General features: G+C 65.5%; 21 protein-coding genes, 1 tRNA gene and 1 pseudogene. 11 read left to right on the top strand and 12 right to left on the bottom strand.

Annotated features, from left to right (window positions below; all coding sequences use genetic code 11):
- Window positions 1–12 precede the first annotated feature (12 nt).
- The 7 genes and pseudogenes from ACI3KT_RS11895 to ACI3KT_RS11865 all read right to left on the bottom strand — a co-directional run.
- Entirely contained in the window at window positions 13–597 is a 585-nt protein-coding gene (locus tag ACI3KT_RS11895) for an NADPH-dependent FMN reductase (RefSeq protein WP_404904448.1), read from the bottom strand.
- Between the two features lie 92 nt (window positions 598–689).
- Window positions 690–1,286: a TetR/AcrR family transcriptional regulator gene (locus ACI3KT_RS11890; protein WP_404904446.1), complete on the bottom strand. Its 597-nt coding sequence runs from the start codon at window positions 1,284–1,286 to the stop codon at window positions 690–692.
- A 1-nt stretch (window position 1,287) separates the two neighbouring features.
- Window positions 1,288–3,363 (bottom strand): MDR family MFS transporter, encoded by a 2,076-nt coding sequence (locus ACI3KT_RS11885; protein WP_404904444.1) that lies wholly within the window; start codon window positions 3,361–3,363, stop codon window positions 1,288–1,290.
- A 140-nt stretch (window positions 3,364–3,503) separates the two neighbouring features.
- Window positions 3,504–5,420 (bottom strand): N-acetylglucosamine-specific PTS transporter subunit IIBC, encoded by a 1,917-nt coding sequence (gene nagE / locus ACI3KT_RS11880; RefSeq protein ID WP_404904441.1) that lies wholly within the window; start codon window positions 5,418–5,420, stop codon window positions 3,504–3,506.
- Window positions 5,421–5,574: 154 nt separating this feature from the next.
- Entirely contained in the window at window positions 5,575–6,012 is a 438-nt protein-coding gene (locus ACI3KT_RS11875; RefSeq protein ID WP_404904439.1) for a hypothetical protein, read from the bottom strand.
- A gap of 66 nt (window positions 6,013–6,078) precedes the next feature.
- The gene (locus tag ACI3KT_RS11870; protein ID WP_404904659.1) at window positions 6,079–7,110 is read right to left on the bottom strand and encodes a hypothetical protein; all 1,032 of its coding nucleotides are present in this window, start codon (window positions 7,108–7,110) and stop codon (window positions 6,079–6,081) included.
- A gap of 30 nt (window positions 7,111–7,140) precedes the next feature.
- Window positions 7,141–7,227 (bottom strand): annotated as a pseudogene (locus ACI3KT_RS11865) (DUF2510 domain-containing protein); the annotation flags it as partial.
- Window positions 7,228–7,395: 168 nt separating this feature from the next.
- Between ACI3KT_RS11865 and ACI3KT_RS11860 the strand changes: the two are divergent.
- On the top strand, window positions 7,396–7,938 hold the full coding sequence (locus tag ACI3KT_RS11860; protein ID WP_404904438.1) for an ArsR/SmtB family transcription factor: 543 nt from the start codon (window positions 7,396–7,398) through the stop codon (window positions 7,936–7,938).
- A gap of 13 nt (window positions 7,939–7,951) precedes the next feature.
- Window positions 7,952–9,481, top strand: a complete 1,530-nt coding sequence (locus tag ACI3KT_RS11855) for a serine hydrolase domain-containing protein (RefSeq protein ID WP_404904436.1) — start codon at window positions 7,952–7,954, stop codon at window positions 9,479–9,481.
- 270 nt (window positions 9,482–9,751) lie between these two features.
- Here ACI3KT_RS11855 and ACI3KT_RS11850 read toward each other — a convergent pair whose 3' ends face one another.
- Window positions 9,752–10,624, bottom strand: coding sequence for an NAD(P)H-binding protein (locus ACI3KT_RS11850; RefSeq protein WP_404904434.1), 873 nt, complete (start codon window positions 10,622–10,624; stop codon window positions 9,752–9,754).
- Window positions 10,625–10,708: 84 nt separating this feature from the next.
- Between ACI3KT_RS11850 and ACI3KT_RS11845 the strand changes: the two genes are divergently transcribed.
- Complete coding sequence (locus ACI3KT_RS11845; protein WP_404904432.1) at window positions 10,709–11,419, top strand: helix-turn-helix transcriptional regulator; 711 nt, start codon at window positions 10,709–10,711, stop codon at window positions 11,417–11,419.
- Window positions 11,420–11,666: 247 nt separating this feature from the next.
- On the opposite strand, the gene ACI3KT_RS11840 is transcribed toward ACI3KT_RS11845, so the two are convergent.
- Window positions 11,667–12,296, bottom strand: a complete 630-nt coding sequence (locus ACI3KT_RS11840) for a TetR/AcrR family transcriptional regulator (RefSeq protein WP_404904430.1) — start codon at window positions 12,294–12,296, stop codon at window positions 11,667–11,669.
- Between the two features lie 86 nt (window positions 12,297–12,382).
- Here ACI3KT_RS11840 and ACI3KT_RS11835 point away from each other — a divergent pair, with 86 nt between their 5' ends.
- From ACI3KT_RS11835 to ACI3KT_RS11820, 4 genes are all read left to right on the top strand, one after another.
- A complete protein-coding gene (locus ACI3KT_RS11835; RefSeq protein WP_404904429.1) occupies window positions 12,383–13,345 on the top strand; it encodes a zinc-binding dehydrogenase in 963 nt (320 codons plus the stop codon).
- Window positions 13,346–13,829: 484 nt separating this feature from the next.
- Window positions 13,830–17,393, top strand: coding sequence for an SIR2 family protein (locus ACI3KT_RS11830; protein WP_404904427.1), 3,564 nt, complete (start codon window positions 13,830–13,832; stop codon window positions 17,391–17,393).
- Between the two features lie 219 nt (window positions 17,394–17,612).
- Window positions 17,613–17,888 (top strand): hypothetical protein, encoded by a 276-nt coding sequence (locus ACI3KT_RS11825; RefSeq protein ID WP_404904425.1) that lies wholly within the window; start codon window positions 17,613–17,615, stop codon window positions 17,886–17,888.
- Window positions 17,889–17,914: 26 nt separating this feature from the next.
- Window positions 17,915–19,150, top strand: coding sequence for a tyrosine-type recombinase/integrase (locus tag ACI3KT_RS11820; RefSeq protein ID WP_404904424.1), 1,236 nt, complete (start codon window positions 17,915–17,917; stop codon window positions 19,148–19,150).
- Here the strand turns inward: ACI3KT_RS11820 and ACI3KT_RS11815 are convergent.
- Together ACI3KT_RS11815 and ACI3KT_RS11810 are read right to left on the bottom strand one after the other, a co-directional pair.
- Complete coding sequence (locus ACI3KT_RS11815; protein WP_404904422.1) at window positions 19,099–19,695, bottom strand: hypothetical protein; 597 nt, start codon at window positions 19,693–19,695, stop codon at window positions 19,099–19,101. The genes ACI3KT_RS11820 and ACI3KT_RS11815 overlap by 52 nt on opposite strands.
- A gap of 225 nt (window positions 19,696–19,920) precedes the next feature.
- A tRNA-Pro gene (locus tag ACI3KT_RS11810) sits at window positions 19,921–19,997 on the bottom strand.
- A gap of 109 nt (window positions 19,998–20,106) precedes the next feature.
- On the opposite strand from ACI3KT_RS11810, the gene ACI3KT_RS11805 reads away from it, so the two are divergent.
- From ACI3KT_RS11805 to ACI3KT_RS11790, 4 genes are read left to right on the top strand one after another with little or no spacing between them, the layout of a single operon-like run.
- Entirely contained in the window at window positions 20,107–20,691 is a 585-nt protein-coding gene (locus ACI3KT_RS11805) for a GNAT family N-acetyltransferase (RefSeq protein ID WP_404904421.1), read from the top strand.
- Window positions 20,692–20,707: 16 nt separating this feature from the next.
- On the top strand, window positions 20,708–21,163 hold the full coding sequence (locus ACI3KT_RS11800) for a hypothetical protein (RefSeq protein WP_404904419.1): 456 nt from the start codon (window positions 20,708–20,710) through the stop codon (window positions 21,161–21,163).
- Window positions 21,163–21,819, top strand: a complete 657-nt coding sequence (locus ACI3KT_RS11795) for a lysoplasmalogenase family protein (protein ID WP_404904417.1) — start codon at window positions 21,163–21,165, stop codon at window positions 21,817–21,819. The genes ACI3KT_RS11800 and ACI3KT_RS11795 overlap by 1 nt, the downstream gene beginning before the upstream one ends.
- Window positions 21,819–22,190, top strand: a complete 372-nt coding sequence (locus tag ACI3KT_RS11790; RefSeq protein ID WP_307297895.1) for an RNA-binding S4 domain-containing protein — start codon at window positions 21,819–21,821, stop codon at window positions 22,188–22,190. Before ACI3KT_RS11795 ends, ACI3KT_RS11790 begins: the two co-directional genes overlap by 1 nt.
- A gap of 13 nt (window positions 22,191–22,203) precedes the next feature.
- Here the strand turns inward: ACI3KT_RS11790 and ACI3KT_RS11785 are convergent, their stop codons facing one another.
- A complete protein-coding gene (locus ACI3KT_RS11785; RefSeq protein WP_404904415.1) occupies window positions 22,204–23,097 on the bottom strand; it encodes an NYN domain-containing protein in 894 nt (297 codons plus the stop codon).
- Between the last annotated feature and the right edge of the window lie 37 nt (window positions 23,098–23,134).

Raw genomic sequence — 23,134 nt, 5'->3', positions numbered from 1 at the left:
ACATCGACGAGGTCACTCCCGATCCCCGACGTGTCCGGGCGCGGTGAGTGAGAGCACCCGCTCGACGAACGCCGCGTACTCGCTCATGTAGTGGGTCAGGAACTGCTCCGTCCCGGCATCCGACACCTGGCCGTCGTCGGCGAACACCTCGGGCTTGAACGTGATGTACGCCTCGGGCGCGTTGAGCTGAGGTGCGTTCAGGAAGCTCAGCACGCTGCGCATCGAGGACTGCATGACGGCGGTGCCGATGGCGCCCGTGGAGGCGCCGATGATGCCGGTGGGCTTGCGTGCGAAGGAGTTGTGCCCCCAGGGGCGGGATCCCCAGTCGATCGCATTCTTCAGCGGACCGGGAATCGAGCGGTTGTACTCGGGCGACACGATCAGCAGTCCCTCGGACTTCTCGATCGCGCTCTTGAAGTCGGTGACCGCGGTCACCGGATCCATCTCGTCATCACGGTTGTAGAGAGGGAGGTCGCGGATCGAGATCTCGGACAGTTCGAGGCTCGGTGGCGCCACGCGCACGAGTGCTTTCGCCAGGACCCGGTTGATCGAGTCCTGCGAGAGGCTGCCGACGATGTATCCGATGCGGTGGGTCATTGACGTGCTCCTTCGTCTCGGTCGTTCGTCTCCGGTATACGCCACTCGCGTCGAATCGTCCATCCTCCCGGCACCACACGGTCGGTGTGCGACTAGGACTCGACCATCGTCACGTGGCGCACGGCGATCAGCCGGTCGAGGGTCTCCAGCAGCCGGACCGCGTCGGGTCGCGTGTCGTCAGCCGGGCGGTGCATGAGGGTTCGCAGCGACGCGAGAGCCAGCATGATCGCCGCGTCGGCCACCTCAGGGGAACCCGCACGCTCCTCGACCAGAACGTGGAACTCCGCCTTCAACGCGCCCATCCACTGCGTGAAGGCGGCGACCAGCTGCGGTTGATCGGTGATCAGCTTCTTCAGCCTCACGCGCTCGACCCCCGAGCTCATCGAGTCGGCGAGGAGTTCGCATATGGCTGGCATCAGCTCGCCGCTCGTCGAACGGAATCGTGCTGCGGCCTCGGGCGAGATGATCTGTTCGGGAAGGTTGAGGGCTGCTGCCGTCTTCGATGGGAAGTAGTTGAAGAACGTACGGGGCGAAACCCCGACCTCTTCGCAGATCTGCTCGACGGTCGTGCCATCGAGCCCTTGACGTTCGACCAGGCGCAGGGCAGCCTCGTGCAGGGCTTCGCGCCGCTGCCTCTTCTTGCGTTCGCGAAGCCCCGAAGGCTCCCCTGCGCTCTGGTCGTTCGTCATATCAGCTCTGCACCTTGATCGTCCCGGTCGCGGTGAATCCCGCCTCGTCCGCCCGTTCCTGCAGCGCGGAGCGCGTCCGCAGCGGCGGAGCCTTGAAGAACCAGCTCAGCACGAACGCGAGCATCAGCACTCCGAATCCCACCCAGTAGATCACATCGATCGCCTGGGTGAAGCCGACCATGAACGGCTTCGTGAGGGCCGCATCCGCGCCGTTCAGGAACGACGTGTCACTGACCGAATCGCTCGATCCGCTCGACGCATCCGACGTCCCCTTGTCGATCTCTTCGGCGATGTCGGGCACGAGTTTGTCGACCCAGTACGTGCGCTGGGTGTCGTCGGACCAGTCCACCGACACCGCGCCGTCCACCACGGAGGCGTGCGCCTTGTCTGCGACCGCCTGCAGCGCCTCGGCCTCGGCAGCGGGAAGCGCCTCCGCGACCTTCTGGTCGATCACCGTCTGCGCTGCACCGGCCGGCACCTGGCCGGCTGCGACCGCCTGGTTCACGGCGTCGGTGACAGCCGTGGTCACAGCATCCGAAGCCGCCGTCTTCGCCGAGGTCGCACCTTCGTCGAGCTGAGTCTGGATGTTCTCCTGCAGCGGTCCGACGATCGGAGTCCACAGCTGCGCCATGACGGCCTTGTTCTGCTCGGCACCGGCGACGGCCGGGTCGAGCGCAGCGTCGAGGGCCGCGGTCAGCGTGGGCTTGTCGCCCATGCTGTGCGTGATGTTCGTCGGCAGGAGCGTGAACAGCACCGACAACATGATCGCGGTGCCCAGGGTTCCGCCGATCTGGCGGAAGAAGGTCGCAGCGCTGGTGGCCACGCCCATGTCGGGCGCCTCGACGGCGTTCTGGCTCGCCATGGTCAGCGACTGCATCAGCTGGCCGAGTCCGAGGCCGACCACGAACATGCCGATCATCATGAACCAGATGGGAGTGCCGGCCGACACGAACGTCAGGATGAGGAACCCGAGCGCGGTGGTGAGGGTTCCGGTGCGGGGGAAGAACCCGTACCTGCCCGTGCGCGATGTGATCTGTCCGGCCGCCATCGACGATGCCATGAGGCCCACCACCATCGGAAGCATCGCGAAGCCCGACTCGGTCGGGGTGAGTCCTGCGACGATCTGCATGTAGAGCGGGATGGTCATCATGGCGCCGAACATGCCGAAGCCGACGAGCACGCCGATGATGGTCGCCCAGGAGAACGTGTTGGAGCGGAACAGGCGGATCGGGATGATCGCGTCGTTCTTCATCGAGATCTCGATGAGCACGAACCCGATGGCGCCGAGACCGCCGATGACGTAGCACGCGATCGCCGCCACGGAGGTCCACCCCCATTCGCGTCCCTGCTCGGCGACGAGCAGCAGCGGCACCAGGGCCACGATGACCGCAGTGGCGCCCCACCAGTCGATGCGGGGGTTCTTGTGCGTGCCGATCTTCGGCAGGTGCAGGAACGCGATCACCATGCCGAGCGCGATGAGGCCGATCGGCAGGTTGATCAGGAAGACCCAGCGCCAGCCGGCGATCCAGAGGATCTCGTTCGCGCCCGCGAAGAGACCGCCGACGAGCGGGCCGATCAGCGAGGAGATGCCGAAGACCGCGAAGAAGTAGCCCTGGTATTTGGCTCGTTCACGCGGGGCCAGGATGTCGGCCATGATCGCCAGCGGCAGCGACATGAGCGCCCCGGCGCCGATTCCCTGGAACGCACGGAATGCCGCGAGCATCAGCATTGACGACGAGAACGTCGACAGCACCGACCCGATGATGAACACCGTGATGCCGAAGATGAACAGCGGACGCCGTCCGAAGATGTCGGAGAGCTTTCCGTAGATCGGCACGGAGATGGTCGATGTGATGAGGTAGGCGGTGGTCACCCACGCCTGTTGATCGAGCCCATGCAGGTCATCGCCGATCGTGCGGATCGCGGTGCCGACGATGGTCTGATCGAGGGATGACAGGAACATTCCGGCCATGAGGCCGTAGATCACGAACATGATCTGACGGTGCGTCATGATCGGCTTCGACGCACCGGATGTTGCGACCGGGGTGGACCCGGTGCGGGTGGAGACAGTTGACATTCCAGCCCTTCAGGAGGCTCAGATATTTTTGCAGACGTGCAATATTACATGACTGCAAGATCTGGGCAAGCTGAGAGAAATGCACCGCTGCGGCACGACCGTGCCCGCCGGCTCGAAGGCCGGCGGGCACGGTCGACCGATCAGGCGAACCGGATGGTCGCGCTCTCGTCGTTCAGCACGATCACGGGAGTGACCGCCGAGTATCCGGCCGCCGCGATCTTCCCGATGTCGAACCGCAGGAGCGGCGTGCCTGCCGTGACCCGATCCCCCTTCTTCACGAGGGTCTCGAATCCGTCACCCTTCATCTGCACGGTGTCGATTCCGACATGGATGAGCAGCTCGGTGCCGTCGTCGAGCTCCAGTGCGATCGCGTGACCGGAGTCGAACGTCGCCCCGATCGTGCCGTCGGCCGGCGCGAACACGGTGTCACCGCTCGGCTGGATCGCGACGCCCGGGCCCATGATCCCCTGCGCGAAGGTCGGGTCGGGCACTTCCGACAGCGGCACCACGGTACCCGCGAGCGGTTGACGCAGAGTGCGCACACCGGCATCCGTCTTCGGCGCAGCCGCCGTGAGGACCACTCCGGTCGCCGCAGACCCGGCCGGAGCCGCCGCGTCACCGGACACGATGCGTTCCATCGCGTCCTTTACGAACTGCACGTTCAGCCCGTAGACAACCTGCACGGAGTGCCCGCCCGCCTTCATCGTGCCGGCGGCGCCCGCGTGCTTGAGGGCCTTTTCGTCGACCTTCGAGACGTCGGCGATCTCCAGCCGCAGCCGGGTGGCGCAGTTGTCGAGTTCGGTGATGTTCTCCTTGCCGCCGAGCGCGGTGAGGAACTTTCCGGCGGTCGCGAGGTAGATGTCATCCTTCACCGCGGGGTCGAGGTCGGTGCCTTCTTCGAGGCCGTCATCGTCTTCGCGACCGGGAGTCTTCAGGTTGAAGCGCTTGATCACGACGTAGAAGACGAAGAAGTAGATGAAGAACCAGGCGACGCCCATGATGAGGATCATCCATGGGTTCTCGGCCATCGGGTTGGCCCAGCCGAGCACCAGGTCGATGAATCCGCCGGAGAACCCGAAGCCCATTCGCACCGGCAGTATCTGGCTGATCACCATCGAGATGCCCATGAACAGGGCGTGGATCACATACAGCACCGGAGCGAGGAACATGAAGGAGAACTCGAGAGGCTCGGTGACGCCGACGAAGAACGACGAGATGGCGCCGGAGAGCAGGATGCCGGCGGCGACCTTCTTGCGCGTCGACTTCGCCGTCACGTACATCGCGAGCGCCGCGCCGGGGAGGCCGAACATCATGACGGGGAAGAACCCGGTCATGTACTGACCGGTGACGCCGTAGGTGCCCTCACCTGCGAGGAAGTTGTTGAGGTCGTTGATGCCCGCGACGTCGAACCAGAAGACTGAGTTGAGCGCGTGGTGCAGGCCGACGGGGATCAGCATGCGGTTCAGGAAGCCGTAGATGCCGGTGCCGATCGGGCCGAGCGTGACGATCCACTCGCCGAAGGCGACGAGGCCGCCGTACACGAAGGGCCAGACGAAGAACAGGGCGATCGCGGCGACGAGGGAGAACGCGGCGGTCACGATCGCGACCGAGCGGCGGCCCGAGAAGAACGACAGCGCATCGGGGAGCTTCGTGTCTTTGAACCGGTCGTAGCAGAAGGCGCCGATGAGACCGCACAGGATGCCGATGAACACGTTCTGGACGAAGCCGAAGGCCGCCGGCACGTCGTCGAGCTTCGCCCCGGTGAAGGCGGCCACCGTCTCGGGCTTGAGAAGCGTCGTCACCACGAGCCACGAGACGAGACCGGCCAGGGCGGACGTCCCGTCGGATTTCTTCGCCATGCCGATCGAGATGCCGATCGCGAACAGCAGGGCCATGTTGTCGAGCAGCGCACCGCCCGCCGCGCTGAGGAAGGTGCTGACGATGTTGGCGCCGGCAGCGCTCTTGATCCAGTAGCCGATGCCGGACAGGATCGCGGCGACCGGCAGAACCGCCACCGGCAGCATGATCGACCGTCCGAGTCGTTGGAAGAACTTCATGATCTCTCCTCGTGGGTGCACTCCGCAGCGCTGCCGAGTCGTCGAGTGAACTGTATCGAGCCCGGTGACTCAGGACCAGGTTTAAGTAAGCGATGCGAACAAAATAGTAGCGGACGTGTCAGCCGATCCGGAACTCGAGCTTCTGGAGCGTCGCTCAGAGGTGGTCGCTGTTCGGGCGAGGCGCGGGAAGTCCACTCCTCCGGCGCAGGCGCGCGGCGATGATGCTTCTGATCACGATCACAGCCGTCGCGACCCAGACCGCTCCGACGACGAAGACACCGACGAAGATCGCACCCTGTTCCGACCCGTCGAACCGCACGGCCATCACGACCATGAGCGCAAGTATCGCAGAGATGATGGCGAACAACACGAGCTGACCGCTCAGCGCGAAGACCGCGCGCGAGGATGACGATCGCGACCATGCGGGGCCCGCTTCGGCCTTCGTATAGATGCGCAGCCGGCCGTCTTCGGCACCGCGAAGGGCGCGCACCTTCTCCCCCGCCGCGCGGCGCGCGGCCGCAGCATCGAGGATCACCTGATCGCGCTCCTGCGCCGGTGTCAGCACCGGCCGCATGCGAGGTCGATGATCCATCAGCGTCCCTTCCCGTCGTCGGATGATCGAGGCACCGCGCCGACGGCGAGATTCCTTGATCCGGCCCTATTCGATGATGAAACCGTAGCCCTCACCCATGTCACTGATGAGCAGCACGTCGCCCTTGACCTGGCCGATGTCCGCAGCGCGCACGGGATAGACCTCAGTGAACGTCTTCTCTCCACCGGGGGCGACACCGCTGATGTCGAAAGGATCGGAGGGGTAGTCGAGGGTTCCGAACATGCCGGCCGAGCCCGTGATGCTCTTTCCCGAGGAGTCGAGCAGAGAGAAGAATGCCCCGTTGTCCGATTGGGCGGCATCACCCTTGTTCCGCACCACGATCGTCACCACCGCGACCTGGCCGTCGGTCTGGGCGGCATCGCCCCAGGAGTAATCGATGTCTTCTTGTGTCACCGGACTGCCCGGGAGAACGGGCTCGGCATCCCGGAGCTGCGCGGGTCGCACGGTGACTTGCAGAGTGACTCCGGACCCGATGGAGACCTCTGCGCCGGCACCGTGCATGTCACCCGCCACTACCGTCGCGATTTCGGCGGAGCACACAGGATCCTGCTCGACGAGGCTCTTGAGCGAATCCGCATCGATCGACAACAGCGTCTGAAGTTCGTCGTCCGAAAGATCGGACGAGTACAGGCTCTTGCCCATGCATTCGAACAGGTAGTCGCTGTAGACCTTGTCGTCTGCTGGGCGCACGTTCTGCTCGAGAAAGGTGGCGATCTCTTCGGCCGAGCGGCGCTCCGTCGCCGCTTCTGACGACGGAGGCTCGGTACTGGTGGCTTCCGGCGGCGATGTTCCTGCCACACTCCCCAGCATCGCCGTGACGAAGACGACCGTGGCAGTCATCCCGCCCACGGTCGACAATCCCAACCCGATGCGCGAAGGCCACTTCGCTGCGCTTTTGCGGAGAGTGCCGATCAGCGACATCACGAACGCCGCCGCCAGCAGCAGCATCCCGAAGACGAAGGAGGTCAGCATCACGAACCCGTGAGCGTCGAGCGCACTCGGGATGACTGCCAGCGCAGTACCTGCTATGGCCAACCCGAGCGCCATGATTCCCAGCACCGGGGAAGATCGTCGCACGAGAGGTACCTGAGATGATGCCACTGGTGGCGATGCGGGGGCGAGGTGCTCCGTCCATTGCCTGCCATCCCACCAGCGCAGCTGCCCGGAACCGTCGTCGTACCAACCTTGCTGCATACTCATGTCGCCCCCTCAACGTCGCCAGTGTAATAGACCGCATCCGAGCCACGGTGCCCGCACTGGGGAGCGGCGGACCGAACCTCAGCCTCTCTCCCGCGCCTCCGATGAAACCCATCACTTCATTCGATTTCTTCGTAATTACGAACTATTGCTACTGTTGCAGCCATGAACACTGATTCGCGCGACGAGATCGAGCAGCGCGTGGACCGTTTGGAACGCGAGGTCGAGCTCCTTCGAGCGCAGTTCGAGGCCCGAGACGTGGATGCTGCGGCGGCGACGGATGCGGGGGCGGACGCGGTGTCGGACGCCCCGACCGACCCGCTGTGGTTCGTCAACACGCTCGGGCGTCACGCTCCAGGTGTCGTGATGATGGCGGGTGCCGTCGAGGTGCCGGCAGGCCCCGTCCGCTGGCAGTACGGTCTCCACGCTGCGGATCTCCTCGCGAAGGATTGGGGCGAGCTCGCGCGTCCGATCGAGGCACTCGGGCACCCGGTGCGCCTAGAGCTGGTGCGCCGCATCCTGGCCGGCACGCAGACGACGGCCGAGCTCCTAGAACTCGACCAGTTCGCCTCGTCGGGTCAGCTCTATCACCATCTGCGTCAGCTCGTCAGCGCCGGCTGGCTCGCCTCGCCGCGACGCGGGCACTACGTAGTCCCTGTTGCGCGCGTCGTCCCCCTACTCGTCCTGACCATGATCGCCGCGAGCTGAGGAGCACCGCACCATGACCTCCCCCACCCTCACCGACTCCGCGGTTCCGCCCGCACCCGGCCCAGGTCCTCACCGATCCGCAATGCCGGTGCTCGCCGTGCTCGCCGGCGCAGCGATCGCCGCCGTGGCTGCGGGCGCGGCCTTCGGCCCTCAACATCAGACGGTGAGCGCGGCGCAGACCGGTGACGAACGCCTCGCCGAGAGCATCCGTTCCCTTCCTGGCGGCTTCGACGGCTTCCGCTCCCTGTCCGTCGCCGAGATCGGACCCGACGGCGCCGTCTTCGCGGGCGTCGGCGACGCGGATCCCGGAAACCCCGGAGCCCCCGACCGCGACACCGTCTTCGAGCTCGGCTCGATCACCAAGACGTTCACGGGCGCCCTCTTCGCCGAGGCCGTCGAGCGCGGAGAGGTCGCATCTGACGACCACCTCTCGCAATACCTCAGTGCGCTCGAAGGAACCCCGGCGGGCGATGTGACGCTCGCGTCCCTGTCGCAGCACTCCTCCGGGCTGCCCGGTCTGGGCGCGACCGCCGCTGCCGACACGCTCTCGAACCTGCTTCTGAACGAGAACCCTTACGCGTCGACGACCACCGAGCAGCTGATCGCCGACGCGGCCATCGCACCCGTCGACCCCGACCAGGGTGTGGTCTACTCGAACTTCGCCGTCTCCCTGCTCGGCACCGCACTCGTCGAGGCAGCAGGGGCCGACGACTACGCCGCTCTGCTCGAAGAGCGCCTGACCGGGCCATTGGGCATGGACGACACCGTCGTCGCGGCCACGGCTGACGATGTGCCCGCAGATGCCGTCCCCGGGTTCCTGCTCAACGGCACGCGGGCACCGCGCTGGTGGGGCGAGGGGTATCTGCCTGCAGGCTCATCGACATTCACCACGGCATCCGACGTGGCGATCTGGGCCCAGGCCAACCTCGACGGCACGGCTCCGGGTGCAGCCGCACTCGAGCCGACGGCGTCTATGGGACCAGGCGCCGACATCGGGTGGGGATGGATCACGTCGCCGTCCTTCGATGGGGCGGGCACTCAGACCTGGCACAACGGCGGAACCGGAGGCTTTCGCACCTTCCTGACCTTGGACCTCGAAGCCGGAACGGCGTTCATCGCGTTGTCGAACACCGTCGCCACCGTCGACGACGTCGCCGTCGCGTACGCGACAGGCACCCCGATCCCTGGCCCCGCGGAAGCGAACGCCATCGTCGGCTGGTCTGCCGTCGCTCTCGCGCTGATCTTCGGAGCGATCGCGCTGATCCGCGCGCTGCGGGCGAAGTCGTGGCTTCCCTCGATCAGCGACCTCGCGTGGGCGGCATCCGGGCTCCTGCTGCTGTGGACCGGCGGTCCGTGGTTCACGGTCGGCGGCTGGGCGTGGGGAATCGCGCTCGCACCGTCCCTCGCCGCCGTCGGGGTGCTCATCCTGCGGTCTGCCCGAGGGCAGCGGATGCCGTTCCTGCCCGGGCGGCGGGCGTGGTTCTGGTGGCCCGTTGCGGTTCTCGGGCTCGTCGCGGCGGTGGGGGCGACCTTCCTCTGGTGAGGGCCCGGCATCCGAGGGTCACGGCGGATCGTCGGGAGAACACGTTCACCCGACCAGATCCGGTTCCAGGAACATCTCGATCGACTCGGGCTCTGACGCTGGCATTGTCGATCGACTCCCAACGGCTCACTGATAGTTGTGTCCGATGCAGACACCGACAGACGGGAACGATCTTCCGGGTGTCAGCCTGGGTCGTCGCTAGACGCCGCGAGGAGCGCGACCGCCACGTCGCTGATCGGAGTCGGGATGCAGTGCGTTCGGCACCGCAACTCAGCGCCCTGACATCCCGAGTTCCTCGTGAATCCAGCTCCGCAACGTCGTGGGCGTACTGGTGAGCAGCGAGCGGTGCTGTTCAGGGGTGAAGTCGTCTCGCAGTCCCGTGGACATCCCCAGCACCGCATCCGCCATCGCCGGCGGCATCCCCGCGTCGAGGTACTGCGCCCGCATCTCCTCGTCACTGATTCTCTCGACTCGCACATCGCGGCCGAGCTCTTGGGCGAGGATCTGCGCAACCTGTGTCCATGTCAGGTCCTCAGGTCCGTGCACGGCCTGGACGCGGCGGCCGCTCCACTCGCGGTTCAGCAGGGTGAGGGCGGCAACTTCGGCGATGTCTCGCGGGGCCACCCAGCTCATCGGTGCGTCGAGCGGCAGCACGGTCTTGACGAGCCCGGCCTTCACCGCTTCGACGTCGAACAGGAGGTTGGTGAAGAAATACCCGCACCGGAGGTGCGTGACCTCCGCACCGGAACGGTCCAAAGCGACCTCGGTCTCCGCGAGTCCATCGATCTCCCCCGCCCCGTGCCGCTTTTCGGCTCCGACGCTGCTTTGGAAGACCACTCGCCGGATCCGATTCGCGTCGACCGCGGCGACGATGGACTCCGTCGCACGCCGATAGTCAGCCATGGGGTCGGGTGACTCGACCGGCGGATCGACCCAGTACACGGCGTCGACGCCGGACGTCGCGGCGATCACGTCACGCGGCGCCCGTGAGTCCATCGTCATCACGTCGGCGTGCTCGGCGACATCGGCGGGGAGATTCTCCGGATGGCGGGTGAGCAACAGCGGCCTCACGCCTGACCGAACGAGCATCCGCGCGAGATGACGTCCGACGTTTCCCTGTGGTGTCGTGATTGCGATCTTCATGACAGCTCCTCTCTTCCGTAACTGCTTCCACGCTAGAAGCAGATACGGCCTGATCGTGGCCGCATCTTGGATCATCATGGATCTATGGATTCGCCCACGAGCCGATCGCTCGATCTGCTAGCCCTCCTCCAGACAGGGCGTGAGTGGTCTGTGCAAGATCTCTCGACCCGGCTGCAAGTCAGCGAGCGCACGGTGCGCCGCGACGCGATGCGTCTGCGCGACATGGGTTACGACGTCCACTCCCGCCCGGGTCCCGGCGCGGTGTACTCCCTGCGTCCGGGCCTGAAGATCCCGCCGCTGCTGCTCGGCGTGGATGAGGTCTCGACGATCATCTCGAGTCTGCTCATCCTCGAAGCATGGCTGCCCGACGACACCACCGCCGCGACCGCGCGCACCAAGCTCGAACAAGTTCTGCCGGGGAGTCTGCGCCGACGGGCCGCCGCTGTGGCCCTGTCGACGCAGGTTCTGCGCGAGACTCCGACCTCCGTCGATTGGGAGCTCGTCGGCACCATAGTCGACGCCATCGCGACGGGGAGCCGACTCTCGTTCCAGTACACGGATCGGCGCGGTCACCCGACGCAACGCACCGTGGAGCCGCATCGACATCTTCTCCGTGAGCGGAAGTGGTATCTCGTCGCCTTCGATCTCGATCGCGACGACTGGCGTCTCTTCCGGCTCGAAGCGATGCGGACGGCTGCGACCTCGCCCGGACCGCACGGGCGGCGGGCGTTTCCCTGGGCCTCGATCGAAGACTGGCTCACGAGCGACTTCGGCAGGCGGCCGACAGCCCGATAGCACGCCGGTCCTTGAGGCGGCGCTTCGGCGCCCCAATTTACGAGCGCGAGAAGACTGACAGGATTTGAACCTGCGCCCCTTGACCCCCAGGTAGCGCGTTCAGCTTGGTTTCCTGATTTTCCCGGACATTTCTGCCCCTGAAGCGGCGCCATTTCATGTCAGGGATTGCATGGCTTGCGTGCGTCAGGTCCGGGCCAGGTCCCGGCTCTTGCTAGTCGTCCGCACCTTCATCAGGGAGGTGCGCGGTCTACCCGGGGATGACACTCGGCATGAGTCGTGGCGCGGTGGGTAACGGTCCGTGCCGATCGGATGCGCGCAATCCGTCGATCACGAGCGCCGCGTAGCGACGCGCGGTACGGGTGCGCTCCGCCTCCGTCGTGCTCGAGAGTCCACGCGCCGCGAGCAGGACGATCAGGAAGTCGTCCAGGACGAAATCGGCACGCAGCGCGCCGGCTTCGATGGCACGACGAGCGACGGCGACGATTCCCCGCACTGCCGCCTCGCGCTGTGCTCGGAAATCGACGGCGTCGGGGTAGGCGGAGAGGAACGCATCGGTGAAGCCCTGGTTTCGGGCGTTGAGCACTAAGACCCGCTCGATGATGCCCCGGAAACCGCGCCACGGGTCGGTATCAGCAAGGGCGTCGACCACGATCGAGCGACAGGCGTCGAGCTCGTTCACGAAGGCGGCGCGGACGAGATCGGCTTTCGTGGGGAACCGCCGGTAGAGGGTGGCCGGCCCCACGCCGGCGCGTCGGGCTATCTGTCGCATCGTCACCTCGAGACCGTCGGTCCCGAACAGCTCGCGTGCCGCGGCGAGGACACGGTCGCGGTTCTCCTTCGCGTCGGATCGCAGTTCCTGAGGCAGTGTCGCGGGCATGTGTCTCACTTTAGTCAAGTGGACGCAGGCGTCCGCTACGTTTCGGAAGGCGGGTTCGATCCCCCGCCGCGAAACGGAGTGCACCCATGCGCGCAGTGATCATCCGAACCTTCGGCGACCCGAGTGGGATGGAGGTGACGGACCTTCCCGTCCCGACGCCCGGAGTCGGCGAGGTCCTCGTTCGAACAGAGGCAATCGGCGTCGGCGGGGTCGATGTCGTGATCCGCCGAGGCGGGATCGCCGAAGCAACCCGCGACTCGGGGATGATCCCGGGAAGCGAGGCCGCCGGCGTCGTGACGGCGACGGGGGCCGACGTCGACCCTGCGTGGGTCGGCCGGCGCGTCTGGGCGTTCACCGGGATCTCGGGCGGCTACGCCGAGTACGTGATCGCTCGCGCCGACGAGATCGTCGCGCTGTCATCCGAACTCTCGTCCGTCCAGGCCGTGACCCTGGGCGGCGCGGCACCGGTCGCGCATTTCGCGCTCGAACGTGCTCACCTCGTCGAGGGCGAATCCGTGCTCGTGCGGGGCGCCGCCGGGAGCATCGGCCTGGCCGGCGTTGAGCTGGCCGCCCGCGCCGGCGCCGCGACCATTGCCGTCACCACGTCATCCCCCGAGCGCGGGGAGCGACTGCGGGCGTTCGGCGCCACGCACGTGCTCGATCGCGCCGGCGCGGGCGACCCGAACGCCCTGGACGGATTCGACGTCATCCTCGACATCGTCGGCGGCCCCGATCTTCCCCGGTTCATCGAGCGACTCGCGCCCAACGGCCGCCTGATCGCCGTGGGCGTGGTCGGCGGATTCCCGCCCGCTGACTTCGGCACCGCGCTTCTGGCCGGTTTCCGCCGATCGATCACCTTCGGAACGCTCAGCCTCGACACCGTGCCGCGCGACGAGCTCGCCCGGGTGCGACGCGAGATGTTCGACGACGCCGTTCGAGGCGTCCTCTCCCCCGTGGTTCACGACACTCTCCCGTTGAGCGCCGCCGCCGAAGCGCACCGACTCATGGATGCCGGTGAGGTGTTCGGGCGCATCGTGCTCGTACCCTGAGCGGGTTCTCGCGGATGAGGGCGCAGCTCGCGTCGTCATGTGAGACCCATTTGAGTCGACGGTCGTTTCGACCGCCGCAGAGCATGGAAAAGCCTCGGAGATCCGCGTGTTTCTGCGGTTCTCCGGGGCTATCTGGTCGGGCCGACAGGATTGAGCCTGCGATCCCTTGGAGGTTCCGGCGAGATGCCGATCGCCTCCGAATAAATTGGAAACCTGCGGATGACCTGGGTTTTCATACGAGCCGATCGGCTCGCTTGTTCCGATCAAACCCGGATGTCTGCGAGTACTCACGGATGTTTGGGATGGGTTGAACTGGAAACGCCCGGGCTCGACTCGTCACCGATTCTCTCATCGCAGCCGGTGGCCACTTATCTACTGGCGTTCGGCCGTAAGGTCGCGAAGTAGTAGAACGCGTCGGGTTCACGAATAGCCAATGTCCGCCCATCGCGGCCGTGTGTCGCGACGATGCGGTATTAGTAAGACCATGAGGATCACGGACGACGTCAACTTGCCCGAGGCACTCATCAGTGCGGCCACCGTAGGAGATCTGGTCCTGTTCGTCGGTGCCGGGGCATCCATGAACGCACCAGCGAGCCTCCCCTCGTTCGCAGAACTAGCGGCCCAACTTGCCGAGGCAGCGGGCGTCGAACTGGATAAGCGCCTGGAGCCGGATGCATTCATCGGACGATTGTGCGACTCGGACCCCTCGGTGAGGGACCGTGCCCGCGCGATCATTGCCAATCCGAACTCACAGCCCAACGACTCGCACCGCGCCATCGTTCGGCTGGGTAACGCCTGCGGTGCCATTCGCATCGTCAGCACGAACTACGACGAGCATCTCTCGGCCGCGGCAGCTGAGCTCTCGATTGAGATTGGCGACATCTACCGCGCCCCCGCGGTCCCGTTGGGGCGCGACTTCACTGGTCTCGTGTACCTCCACGGCCACGTATCGCGCGCCGCGACAGAAATTGTAATCACCGATGATGACTTTGGTCGTGCCTATCTGTTTGACGGATGGGCTAGACGATTCGTCACGGACTTGTTCCTCAATCGCACAGTCCTGTTTGTCGGCTACAGCCACAGCGACGCAGTGATGAAGTACTTGGCGCGGGGACTGCCACCTACCACGAAGAGGTTCGCGCTCACAGACACACCCGACGACCCAAAGTGGCGCGATCTTCGCATTACCCCCATCGAGTATCCGGGCGCGGCTGAACATGTTGCACTGACCACGGCCCTGAACGAATGGGCCCGCCGACTCGAAATGGGGCAGCTCGACCATCGCGGGAGGGTCCACGAGATCGTCAGCGGTGGGCCACCGAAGTTGCCCGCAGAGGCTGACTATCTCTCCGCGGTGCTAAGTCTTCCTGCTGGTGTGCGAGCGTTCAGCGAGAAGGCACGCGGCGAGGAGTGGCTTCTATGGGCTGAGCAGCAGCCGGCGTTCTTGTCCCTGTTTACTTCAGCGAATCAGACGACCGATGAGAGCCAGGTCTTGGCACAGTGGTTTGCCGATTGCTACGTTGCTGACGCTGAGATGACGGATCTGGCACTCGCTACTCTCGCGCGGCACGGTCCGATCGTTTGCGCTCGATTGCGACAGGCGATCGCCTACGCCGCCTATGGCTTCCGCGAGTCCTCGCCGCGATTGGCGACAAGTTGGTCAATTATCGTGGCGGCCGCGCTGCGAACACACGATGAGGATCCTGAAGAGACGTGGAACCTGCTACACCGCCCGGCGTCGCACGGCGCGTCCGCACTCCCCTTTCTGAGGCGCGCGCTGCAAGTTCGTCTTCAATTGGACATCGAGCGGCCATGGTATCTCGACGAGACTGAAGCGCGCACCCGGACCAAAGCAAGCGTTAGGTGGTCAAGCTCTAAGTCAGATCTGAAGCATCTCTGGGAGGCGGTGCGAGAGGGATTGCCGACTGTGGCAGTCTCCGCCCTTCAGATACTCGAACAATCTCTAACTGATGCATACGAGTTGTTGGCGACCTGCGAGCCTAACAAGTCGTGGGACAGTTGGTCCTATCGGCGCTCAGCGATTGAACCGCACGAGCAGGATCGGTTCCCAAGTTACGAAAGCACGTTGATCGATGCCCTGCGAGACACAAGCATCGAGCTGATTGGATCAGATGGATCCATCATCGAGCGTTGGCTAAGTAGCGATTTCGGGCTCTTCCGTCGACTGGGTCTGCACCTCGTCACTGAGCACCAGGCCATGATCAACCACCACAAGCTTACGCTGTTGCTGTCAGGGTCACATCTCTACGACCAGCGGAGTAAGCACGAAGTGTTTCGGCTGCTTGCGACTATCGCGACCGAACTGGACGACGCTGATCGGAAGCTGCTCCTCGAACGGGTTCTCGATGGTCCTCCCCTATTTGAGGTCGATCCCGACCGCGAAGAGCAACTGCACGAACGATGCATCTTCGACGTCGTCGAATGGCTCACACGCTACGTCAGCGGATGGGACGAGCTTGAACGCGCGGTTGCTGGGATCAGGGAGCATCGACCGACCATAGGTGTACGGGAACATCCCGATTTCGACCATTGGATGGAATCGGGTTCGTGGGTCGAGGAGGCAGCACCCTTCGCCGCCGACGAGTTTGTGGGAGCCTTCGACGAGCACGGCCCAGCGAGCGCCGTCGCACTGGCAGTCAATCACTCGTACAGCGACCACACATTCGACGGCCCAACCTGGCAGGGCGCATGCTCGGTCGTGCAGCAGGCTGTCGAGAGTCGGCCTGACGTGGGGCTGGCGCTCCTCACGGAGCCGGTCATCGCGGACAATCCCGATTGGGAAAGTGATTTCAGAGCTGCGCTCATCACTGGGCTTGGCAATGCGACGCTGGCGGACCGGCAGATCGAACAAGCGCTTGAGGCGCTTCTAGTCCTCGTCACCGACGCACGGCTCGCCCGTCCGATCTGCGATCTCTGTCTCTCGACCGTGGACAGCGAAGCACTTGAGCATTCGGAGCCAGTGCTGGCTCGCCTGGATGACCTGGCGCGCGCTGTGTGGCACACGCACGCTCCCGGGGTGGAAGAACGCGATTCCGATGACTGGTTGACGCTCGGGCTCAACACTTGGCCAGGCGTCCTTGCCCAATACTGGGTCAACCGCGTGCGAGTGCGATGGGAAGCCGAAGGTGACGATTGGCACGGGCTCACCACCGTCGACAAGCGGGCCGCAGCACGGCTGTTGGACCCCGATGTCAACGCAACTCGGGCGAGTCTGGCGATAATCGCCGCCGACACCTACTTCATTTTCTGCGCCGATCCCGCGTTTGCGCGCGAACAGCTCTTTCCGTTGTTCGAGGCCACAACAGCTGAAAGAGCGCCGCAGGTCTGGAAGAGCTACCTGCATCATCCTCGGGCCAATGATGCGATGCTGGATGCCGGCTTCTGGAGACTGCTGACTTCGGCGCACGATCTGATCGCGAACCTTGGCTCCGAACACGGGCTTGAGCGCCAGTACTGGTGGATGATGGCGTCGATCTGCATCCGCTCGGCGGCAAACGATGTTGACGCCCCGGCTCTGTTCGCTCGCCTTGTCGAACCCGATCAAGTCAGAAGCTTCGTCGCGGCGATGGCCGACGTACTTCACGACGTCGACGAAGCGGAGTCCACAAACGCTTGGAACTCTTGGCTCGCCGAAACCATCCGCGCCCGCCTCTCTCTACCTCTCAGCATGATTGCCGCACAGGAGCGCACAGCATGGGGTGACATGGCGCTAAGGGTGACCAGCGTCATAGCCCTGGAAGTGCTCGAACTCACTGACACCGCACCGGGACCGCTCGGTCAGGACACCTCCTTCCGCGATCTACCCCCAGATGTCCTCAGCGCGCACCCCGACAAGATTGCCCAGATCGTGACCCGTCGTCTCGAACAGATGACTGAATCCGATTGGCACATCGAGCACGAGTTGGAGTCGGTCGTCAGCGCGCTTAGAAACTGCGGCGTCAGCAATCAGGCCCTTCGCGACCTCGCGGAACAGGCTGTGCGAATCGGTCTCTACCGCGCTGCGTCTTGGGCACCGCCCGCGAGTTAGAAAGCGTTATGACCTCCGTCGCCTGTTGTCCCGCTCGGGGCCATTTCGGGACACCTGTTGCCTCGAGGCGCGATACGGGGGACATCCTTCCTCGATCTACAAGCCTGACCTTGTCCGGTTCGTCGTGCAGTCGCCCCACCAGGTGCACTCGCCATGGGCCATCGGTCCCATCCGCGCAGACAAGACCTTCACCCGCGCCGTGCCCGTAGCGGGCTGACTGTGCGTACGCGTCCCCTGCCTCAGCGCAAGACACTCCGCACCGGCTGGAACCTCCGACCGGACACCGAACGAGTAGCCGCTGGCGCGCTCCGGCAGGGCGACGTCGTGATGGAGAGCCACGACTACCCGGCTGTCATTACCCGTCTGAGCCACCCGCGGCACCTCATCGACATCTACGCCCGTTACGTGTGGCAGCGCCCCGACGAGCCGAGCTGGCTACTCGGCACCTTCTCCGCCCGACGCCTCTTCGACCGGGCAATCCCCGGCGAGTACTGATTCCGCACCATACCAAGGAGCACGACATGGCATCTGCAAGCATCAAGATTGACGAGACGTCGAAGGGCACCCGCTACACGGTCCGCTGGCGTCCACAATCCGGTACGTATCGGAAGAAGGCGTTCTACAACAAGGGTGAAGCCGAGCGCTATCGCGACAAGATCGTCCGAGAGCTGGAGGAAGGCAACTCGACGGAGCACCTTTCCGGCCGATCGAAGACCTTCCAGCAGACGGCGGATGCGATGATCGCGGCCAGCGCTCATCTCAAGCAGAAGACTCTCGACGGCTACGAGATCGCGCTGCGCGTGCACGCTTACCCTGCGTTCGGGAACCGTCGCATCTCTACCTTGAAGGCCGCGGACATCGATGATTGGCTCGCGGGTGTCCGCGCCAAGCCGAAGGCGAATGGCGAGCAGCGCACGGAGACGAGCGTTCTCGGAACGTACAAGGTGGTGCGGAAGGTGTTCTCCTACGCCTACGCGCACCGGCTGATCCCGTTCAACCCCTGCATCGCTGTGACGAAGCCGAAGGCTGACACTGCCGAGGCGCGCTTCCTGTCGGTGGAGGAGGTGAACCGGCTGGCTGCCGAACTGACCACCCAGCCGCCGTATGACCTGCTGGTGCGGTTTGGCGCGCTGACGGGGCTGCGCATCGGCGAGGTAGCCGCCCTGCGCATCCGTGACATCGACCTCCGCCGTGGCGAGGTGCAGGTCCGGAGGAACATGACGCACACCAGCAAGGGCTACGTCCTCGGCACCCCGAAGACAGCGCGGGCAGTGCGCGACGTGCCGATCCTGGACGACGGCCTATTCCACGACCTCGGCGTCTACCTGCGCCAACACCCGCACCGCGACAACCTGGAGGCCGGGCTGTGGCCGGGCAAGGTACCCGGACACAACAAGCTCAGCTACGAGCACACTTTCGACCCCAAGGGCTTCTACCGCTACACGTTCAAGCCTGCGGCTACCCGCGCTGGACTCGACGGTCTCCACTTCCACGAGCTGCGTCACACCTTCGCCACGCTCGCCCTAGAGTCCCGCGCGCTCGATATGCACGAGCTGTCCCGGGCGATGGACCACGCGAGCTACGCCATCACAGACAAGGTTTACGCCCACGTCCGCCCGCGCGACTTCAGCGCGCACCGCGCCGCGTTCTCCGCCCACATCTCATCTGCGGGCGCTACGCCTGCGCCAATCGTGGCGCTTGGAGGCTACACAGCGGGCAGCTTGGGAGTCATCAGCTCCTCAGTAGCTAGGACATAGTCCACGAGCAGCAGGAACACGCTGTCGCACAGCTCTAGCGACGGCTTCATGTTACGGTCCCGCCGCTGCGCATCGCCCTGGCCGCGCGAAGGCTTCAAGTCCAGCTCGTGAGCTATCGTGTTGCGCGCGTCGAAGAATTCTCGAAAACCCATAAGCCGCTCGTTGCTGAACTGGTTCTCATCCAGTCCGAGCGCATCACGGACATTCTTCAGTTCGTCGTGTCCTTGGAGGCTGCGAGTGGTCAACGAGTCGATGTAGGCGGTGAGCAGAGCTTCGTCGACAGAGCGATTCTTGAGAACCGCGAATACCGCGCGTTCCTGCTTGCTGAGTTCTGCTAGGAACTTGGTCCACCGCTCCTGCGTCGGCGCATGCCCTCGAAGCAACCGAGGAAGTGTGTCTCGCACGAGCTGCTTCAGGACAGCGTCGACGCCCGCGCCTGAGAACACAATGGCCGCTCTTAGAAGGTCGCTCTGAGCGTGCCCAAGCCTCGCCAGCTTCATACCCTGAAGCTGCTTCGCCGCGCGGAGATCAGTCAGGTTGTCCAACAGACCCTGGACGCTCGCATGGGATGCACGGAGCCGCCGCACAGTCTGTGGAAAGCCAGCGCGCGACGGGAGTCTCGACGGCAGAGGCGTCAACTTGAGAATGACTGAGGTCGGCACGGCCTCATACTGGCAGAGGCTGTAGACAACTGGAGCCCTTTTGGAGCCCTCGGCGTTTCCCAGACATGCAGAAGGCCCGGAGACTCTTGCGAGTTTCCGGGCCTTATCTGGTCGGGCTGACAGGATTTGAACCTGCGACCCCTTGACCCCCAGTCAAGTGCGCTACCAAGCTGCGCCACAGCCCGTTGCCCTTCGCTCTCGCGCAGGCAACTCCCCTATCTTAGCCTGATGCTCACGCGCTTCGCGAACCGGGGAGCGTTGCGAGTGTCGGACGCCGGGCGTAGCGTCACGTGCATGGTGACGATCACGACCGAGGTGGCGACGACGCCTCGATGGGACGATGTGCAGCGTGCCCTCACGGGCGGCGGAGACGGCGCGAGCTGCCAGTGCATCTGGCCCGTTCTGAGCAACAAGGACTGGAACGAGACCACGAAAGAGCAGCGCACCGAGATGCTGCACGCCGAGATCGATACGGGCCCGCCGCCGGGACTCATCGCGTACGTCGACGGCGAGGCTGCGGGCTGGATCCGCATCGGGCCGCGCACCGCTCAGGCGCGCGTACCGCGCACGCGCATCATCGCCGCCGCAACCGAAGAGCCTTTCGACGACGACAGTGTCTGGGCGGTCACCTGCTTCGTCGTGCGACGTGAACACCGCGGACAGGGCATAAATCTCGCCCTGCTGCGCGCCGCCGTCGAGCACGCGAAGTCCTCCGGAGCCCGCCTGATCGAGGGCTATCCAGTCGACACCGGCGGTGAGAAGATGCGCACGAACGATCTGTTCCACGGCACCCTGGGCACGTATCTCGCCGCCGGCTTCGAGAAGAAGACCGAGATGAAGCCCGGGCGGGCCCTCGTCGCACTCGATTTCACCCGCTGACCGCTAGCGTGGTGGCATGAGCGACCAGCATCCGGTCGTCGAAGACGACGTCCTCGGCACCCTCGTCCGCGCGAGCACAGAGCTGACCGACGGCGAGATCCTCACGCACGACTGGTACGCCGGCTCGGTCGTCACCGACGGCGGCGACGTCGACCTCATGATCGAGGCGACGACGCACGCCGAGGTGACGCCGCTGCTCCCCCGGCTTCGCGAGGTCGTCTCCCGACTCGACGTTCTTCGACGCATGGCCTCGGATGCCGTCGTCACCCGCTTCAGCACCGGGGCGCCGGAGGCGCATGAACTCGACGAGGCAGCATCCGACCTGGCCTTGGAGACGATCGAGGCCGCAGCCGACGGAACGATCATCTTGCACCTGATCGACGACTGCGGCGAGCACTTCCCCGAGGGCTACTGGCCCGCCGTGCATCTCGCACCCGACGACGGCGTCGCCGACGTCACCGTCGAGTCCTGATGACGCCCCGCGCACTGGCGTGGGCGTTCGCGCCCTACATCATCCTCTCGGCAGCCCATGTGATCCTGCTGGCCGTGCACAGCCCGCTCGCCGGCCCGACGAAGCTCGCCCTGATGCCGCTCCTCGCGATCCCGGTGCTCGTGTCGGCGCGCCGTCTGAAGCCACGCTCGGTGACGGTCTTGCTGCTGGTTGCGCTGCTGTTCTCATGGCTGGGCGACGGCGCCGGCGCGTTCTTCCCCGCGCTTCCCGAACTGCCGCTCATGCTCGGGTTCTTCGGCGTCGCGCATGTGGCGTACATCGTGCTGTTCGCCCGTCACCTCTCCCGGCGCCGGATGCCCTGGTGGGCGCTCATCTACGTGCTCTGGTGGATCGCCATGGTCATCGTGATCGGCCCGCACTCTGGCGATCTGCTCGTCGCCGTGGCGGTCTACGGGCTCGTGCTCGCCGGCACAGCCGCGTTCTCGACTCGGTGCCACCCGCTCGTCGCGGTGGGCGGCGCGTTCTTCCTGACGAGCGACTCGATCCTTGCCTTCCGGCTCTTCCTTCCCGACGCGCTACCCGAGTGGAGCAGCCCGGCCGTCATGCTCACGTACACGGTCGGGCAGGGACTCATCGTCGCCGGCGCGCTCGCCTCAGCCCGAGAGAAGAGCCGCTGATGGACGCGGCGCGGATCGACAGCTGGCTGTGGGCGGTGCGCGCCTACAAGACGCGTTCGGCGGCGACGACTGCGTGCCGTGCGGGACACATCCGGCTGAACGGCGACAAGGTCAAAGCCGCGCAGCACGTGCGCATCGGCGACGAGGTGCGCATCCGCATCTCGGGGTTCGACCGCATCCTCATCGTCCGCCAGATCCTGGTCAAACGCGTGGGCGCACCAGTTGCCGCCCTCGCCTACGAAGACCGCACACCCGAGCGCGAACCCCAGGCGGCACTCGGCCTGCGAGATCGCGGTGCCGGGCGACCGACCAAGCGCGAACGCCGCGAGATCGACAAGTTGCGCGGACGCGACGACGACCCCTTCGACTGACCCGGTTGCGCCCTCAGCGCCCGATCGTGTTCAGCAGTGCGCGCGCCGACAGAATCCGGGCGCCAGCCGCTTCCGCCCGCGACTGCAACGCCCGATCGCTCGTCACCACGGTGACCGCTCGCCCCAGCGACGTCAGCCGCACCGCCTCGTCGACGATCGCGTCGTCGCCCCCGGCATCCGCCCTGACCACGACGATCTCGTCGTCGTCTGCCAGCGACCGCGCCTGACCCTCGACCACGAGTGAGACCTGCGGGAACCACGTCGTCGCGTCGAGCCCGAGATCATCCGCCGGCGCCGCCAGCCCGGCCAGCCGATCCCTCAGACGACCCGCCGCAGCCGCGCGGTCCTTCCACCATCCGTCGGGCACCGAGCCCACGACGTTGGCCGCGTCGACGACGAGAACGGGCCTCACGTCGAGCAGCGACCTCAGCAGCGGCCACGAGTCCCCGAACCCCGGATGCAGAGGCAGCGCATCGATCTCGTCGACAGGAACCCACGCCAGCGCGACGCTCTCCGGATCGCTGATCACCGGCTCGAACGGCTCGACGACGTCGGCGACGACCGTCGTGTACGACCAGATGTCGAGATCGAGCACGCTCGTGAACCGCGGTCGCACCGAGCCGTCGGGCACGCCCGCCTCTTCCTGCGCTTCGCGCACCGCTCCGCGGATCGCGCTCTCGCCCTCGTGGAGCGCGCCCCCGGGCAACCCCCAGGTGCCGCCGAAGTGGCTCCAGGCGACCCGGTGCTGCAGCAGCACGCCCCGCGAGGGATCGTAGGCGAGCAGTCCCGCTGCGCCGAAACGACCCCAGTACTTCTCCCCCGTGTCCGCGATCACCCAGGCGTCACCGGGGTTCAGCGGGCCGAGTGGCCGACGCGGTTCGCCGGCGGCAGGAGGTACGACAGTCACCCCTTCAGCCTTTCACAGCATCCGGGGTGCGTCGTCG

The sequence above is a fragment of the Microbacterium sp. ZW T6_19 genome, assembly GCF_044987465.1.
GTDB lineage: Bacteria > Actinomycetota > Actinomycetes > Actinomycetales > Microbacteriaceae > Microbacterium > Microbacterium natoriense_A.
This window is presented reverse-complemented; position numbering and strand designations above follow the sequence as displayed.

Bases quoted from the DNA above. Each gene is read 5' to 3' on its own strand.
- ACI3KT_RS11895 (WP_404904448.1), bottom strand. From the start codon at position 597: ATGACCCACCGCATCGGATACATCGTCGGCAGCCTCTCGCAGGACTCG.
- ACI3KT_RS11890 (WP_404904446.1), bottom strand. From the start codon at position 1,286: ATGACGAACGACCAGAGCGCAGGGGAGCCTTCGGGGCTTCGCGAACGC.
- ACI3KT_RS11885 (WP_404904444.1), bottom strand. From the start codon at position 3,363: ATGTCAACTGTCTCCACCCGCACCGGGTCCACCCCGGTCGCAACATCC.
- nagE (WP_404904441.1), bottom strand. From the start codon at position 5,420: ATGAAGTTCTTCCAACGACTCGGACGGTCGATCATGCTGCCGGTGGCG.
- ACI3KT_RS11875 (WP_404904439.1), bottom strand. From the start codon at position 6,012: ATGGATCATCGACCTCGCATGCGGCCGGTGCTGACACCGGCGCAGGAG.
- ACI3KT_RS11860 (WP_404904438.1), top strand. From the start codon at position 7,396: ATGAACACTGATTCGCGCGACGAGATCGAGCAGCGCGTGGACCGTTTG.
- ACI3KT_RS11855 (WP_404904436.1), top strand. From the start codon at position 7,952: ATGACCTCCCCCACCCTCACCGACTCCGCGGTTCCGCCCGCACCCGGC.
- ACI3KT_RS11850 (WP_404904434.1), bottom strand. From the start codon at position 10,624: ATGAAGATCGCAATCACGACACCACAGGGAAACGTCGGACGTCATCTC.
- ACI3KT_RS11845 (WP_404904432.1), top strand. From the start codon at position 10,709: ATGGATTCGCCCACGAGCCGATCGCTCGATCTGCTAGCCCTCCTCCAG.
- ACI3KT_RS11840 (WP_404904430.1), bottom strand. From the start codon at position 12,296: ATGCCCGCGACACTGCCTCAGGAACTGCGATCCGACGCGAAGGAGAAC.
- ACI3KT_RS11835 (WP_404904429.1), top strand. From the start codon at position 12,383: ATGCGCGCAGTGATCATCCGAACCTTCGGCGACCCGAGTGGGATGGAG.
- ACI3KT_RS11830 (WP_404904427.1), top strand. From the start codon at position 13,830: ATGAGGATCACGGACGACGTCAACTTGCCCGAGGCACTCATCAGTGCG.
- ACI3KT_RS11820 (WP_404904424.1), top strand. From the start codon at position 17,915: ATGGCATCTGCAAGCATCAAGATTGACGAGACGTCGAAGGGCACCCGC.
- ACI3KT_RS11805 (WP_404904421.1), top strand. From the start codon at position 20,107: ATGGTGACGATCACGACCGAGGTGGCGACGACGCCTCGATGGGACGAT.
- ACI3KT_RS11800 (WP_404904419.1), top strand. From the start codon at position 20,708: ATGAGCGACCAGCATCCGGTCGTCGAAGACGACGTCCTCGGCACCCTC.
- ACI3KT_RS11795 (WP_404904417.1), top strand. From the start codon at position 21,163: ATGACGCCCCGCGCACTGGCGTGGGCGTTCGCGCCCTACATCATCCTC.
- ACI3KT_RS11790 (WP_307297895.1), top strand. From the start codon at position 21,819: ATGGACGCGGCGCGGATCGACAGCTGGCTGTGGGCGGTGCGCGCCTAC.